The 3,009-nt window shown below is 52.1% G+C and carries 3 protein-coding genes; all 3 read right to left on the bottom strand.

What is annotated here, in order from left to right; genetic code table 11:
• Positions 1-542: efflux RND transporter permease subunit (locus AC3DKE_RS09475; RefSeq protein WP_487990530.1), on the bottom strand; the 542-nt coding region annotated here is incomplete at its 3' end.
• Complete coding sequence (locus AC3DKE_RS09470; RefSeq protein ID WP_487990529.1) at positions 539-1,789, bottom strand: efflux RND transporter periplasmic adaptor subunit; 1,251 nt, start codon at positions 1,787-1,789, stop codon at positions 539-541. The genes AC3DKE_RS09475 and AC3DKE_RS09470, both read right to left, overlap by 4 nt.
• Positions 1,786-3,009 (bottom strand): TolC family protein (locus AC3DKE_RS09465; protein ID WP_487990528.1); only part of this gene is annotated, 1,224 nt, incomplete at its 5' end. The genes AC3DKE_RS09465 and AC3DKE_RS09470, both read right to left, overlap by 4 nt.

Here is a 3,009-nt window from a genome sequence, read left to right as displayed (position 1 = left end):
CCGATACTGGCCACTTCAGCGACGTTCTCTACCGTCTTCAGTTCATACTTTAAGAACCAGTCTTGCAGCGTTCTCAGCTGTGATAAATCGTGCTGCCCTGTTCGATCAACCAATGCATACTCATAGACCCAGCCCACACCCGTGGCATCTGGCCCAAGCACTGCTTTTGCTTGCGCAGGTAATCGCGCTTGTACCTGACTCAAATACTCCAGCACACGAGAGCGCGCCCAATATTGATCCGTGCCATCCTCAAAAATGATGTAGACGTAAGAGTCGCCAAAGAAAGAGTAACCACGAACAGTTTTCGCCCCCGGCACCGACAACATGGTCGTTGTCATCGGATAAGTAACTTGATTCTCAATCAGCTGTGGCGACTGCCCCGGCCATGTAGTTCGAACAATGACTTGCGTATCCGAGAGATCCGGCAAAGCATCTAATGGTGTTTTTACTGCCGACCATAAGCCTAAAACGGTGAGCATGATGCTCGCCAGTAACACCAATGGCCGATTGGCAATCGACCAGCGTATGCAGCGGGCAATCATGGCGCAGACTCCTGCATCCGGCTCATAACACCTTTTAGGCTAGCCTCTGAGTCCACCAAAAACTGACCAGAAGTCACCACTTTTTGGCCTGCGCTTAAGCCAGACAAGACCTCAGTTTCAGTGTCACTTTCAAGGCCTGCAGTAATCGTATGCGGATTAAATTTGCCATCATCATTGACGCTAAAAACAATCTTTCTACTTCCAGTAGTAATGATTGCCTCGGTCGGCACCAACAGTGCATCGGCTACTGAATTTTGCTTGATGACAAGTGAGGCAAACATACCTGGCAAAAGCTCGTCACGCGGGTTGGCCAGCTCAATGCGAACACGCTGCGCTCTGGTGACTTGATCAATCTCGGGCGGCAACAAAGCCACTTTGCCGGAGTAGCGTTTATTGCCGCGCGCGACCGTCGTAACTTCGACGCTATCGCCTAAATGCAGCGATGACATCAGTGATTCCGGCACATTCGCATCCAGCCATATCGGGTTTAAACCGCTAATTCGAAATAGCGGCATACCTAAGCTCACTGTCTCACCCGCGCGAACGTTCAACTCAGACAGCACGCCACTTCGAGGAGCTCGTATCGTCACGCGAGCATGAATCTTTCCATCACGTACGACTTCGGCAATTTGTGAGTCGGTCATGCCAGCCACACGCATGCGCTGCTTAGCGCCAGATTTAAGCTGCTGGCCTATCTCGCCGCCAAGCTCACGAGTTAGCAAATACTCTTCTTGAACTGCAATCCAGTCTGGAACGTAGATCTCAGCCAAGGCCTGCCCTTGCTTCACCGCCTCCATGGCCGCGCGAACATATAGCCGCTCAATAAAGCCTGTGGCTCGTGCCGAAATGACATCAATCGCATGCTCATTCCACACCACATTGCCCTGCACAACAGCGTCTTTGCTGATCTCGCCCATTCGTACAACGGCGGTGCGAATACCGAGATTTTGTTGCGTTTGAGCAGAAATACTGACGCCCTCGCTGGTGTCGGAATCATCGGCATAAACAGGCACTAACTGCATATCCATAAACGGCGATGGGCCCGGCTTATCGAAGCGCTGGCCGGGCACCATGGGGTCATGCCAGTACAGCACGTTACGCTGCTCCGAGCTGCCCTGATCAGCCCCGCCGTGGTGCATATCGGCAGTCATAGACATGGTGTGTGAAGACGCAAAAAAGTACCAAGCACCACTGCCAATAAGCACAGCCAGTACTATGATCGTGATGACTTTATTCGTGCGGCTCATGACGCTTCTCCCGCATTTTCAGGCAATAAAAACTCTAAATCGACCCAATCTAGATCGACTTGCATATTGATTAATAAGGCATCTAATTCAGTGCTTAGGAGTGCGCGGCGCGCGGCGAATACATCGGCTAATGAGGCACGACCTCCTCGCCATTGCGCGTTGACGGCCTTTGCTCGCGCCGCTTGCAGCGGAATGATTTGTTCACGGTAGCGCCTGGCTCGAGATTGATTGGAGCGCCAACGATCCAACTGGCCACTAATCTCGGCAACATGACGATCAAGCATGTCTTCTCGAGTCGCCTTAGCTTGCTCTACTTGAGCCAGTCGTGACGCGACTTCACGATCTTGTCGGCGCGACTGCCCCCATTGCAGCGGCACAGAAACGCCCACAGACATCATGTCTGAGAACGCCGAGCCGCGCTTGGCATAGCTCAATGACACTGTCCAATCAGGCGACTTGGCAGACTCAGCTAAATCGGCCTCAGTTCTGGCCAAGTCAATGCGTTGACTGAGCAGCACTAAGTCTGGATGGCGAAGCAAGTGATCTCGAAGATTCATACCATCGAGGTGTGTTCTAGAGCTATTTGGCGTTCCAAGTAATATGTCTGCATTAGACTCACCGCCCAACCATCGTGCCAAATCAAACAATGCTTGCTGTAGCGTGGATGTTAAAACTTGGTGCTGATCCTCTAATAATAGAACCTCGGCATGAGCCGCTAACGTGTCGGCCTGACTCAGTCTATTGCCGCTATAAGCTGCCTCGCTAGCCTGCTGCTTCAAGCGCGCTTGAGTCAGCTCGTCGCTCAATACACGGCACTGCTCTTGTAAAAAGTACGCTCTCACCCATGCTCGGCCTGCGCCCTGCAGCACCTTACTCTGCATTAATCGCTTATCAGTTTTCGCCAGCGCAACAAGCTGCTGTTGCCGTGCTTGGCGAAGATCTAAGGTGTTTTGGCGTGTGAATTCTTGCGAAATACCTACCATCTGCATGGTCATAAAATCGCGCGTAGTACTGAAACGATCACTGCCATTGGCGGGTAAGTTTTGTAGCTCAATCGAGAGTCTTGGATCGGGTCGCTCGCCTGCCGCAATGACCAATTCAGAATCAGCACGAATTGCCGCGTCTTGGGCTTGTAGCTGGCGTGAATAGGCTAATGCCTGCTGCTGAGCATTGTTAAAGCTCAATGCATCGGCATGGGCGTAGCTCGACAACGAGCCATT

It is taken from the genome of Paraperlucidibaca sp., assembly GCF_982810325.1.
Note: the sequence above shows the minus strand (reverse complement) of the source record. Positions and strands in the feature narration are given on the sequence as shown.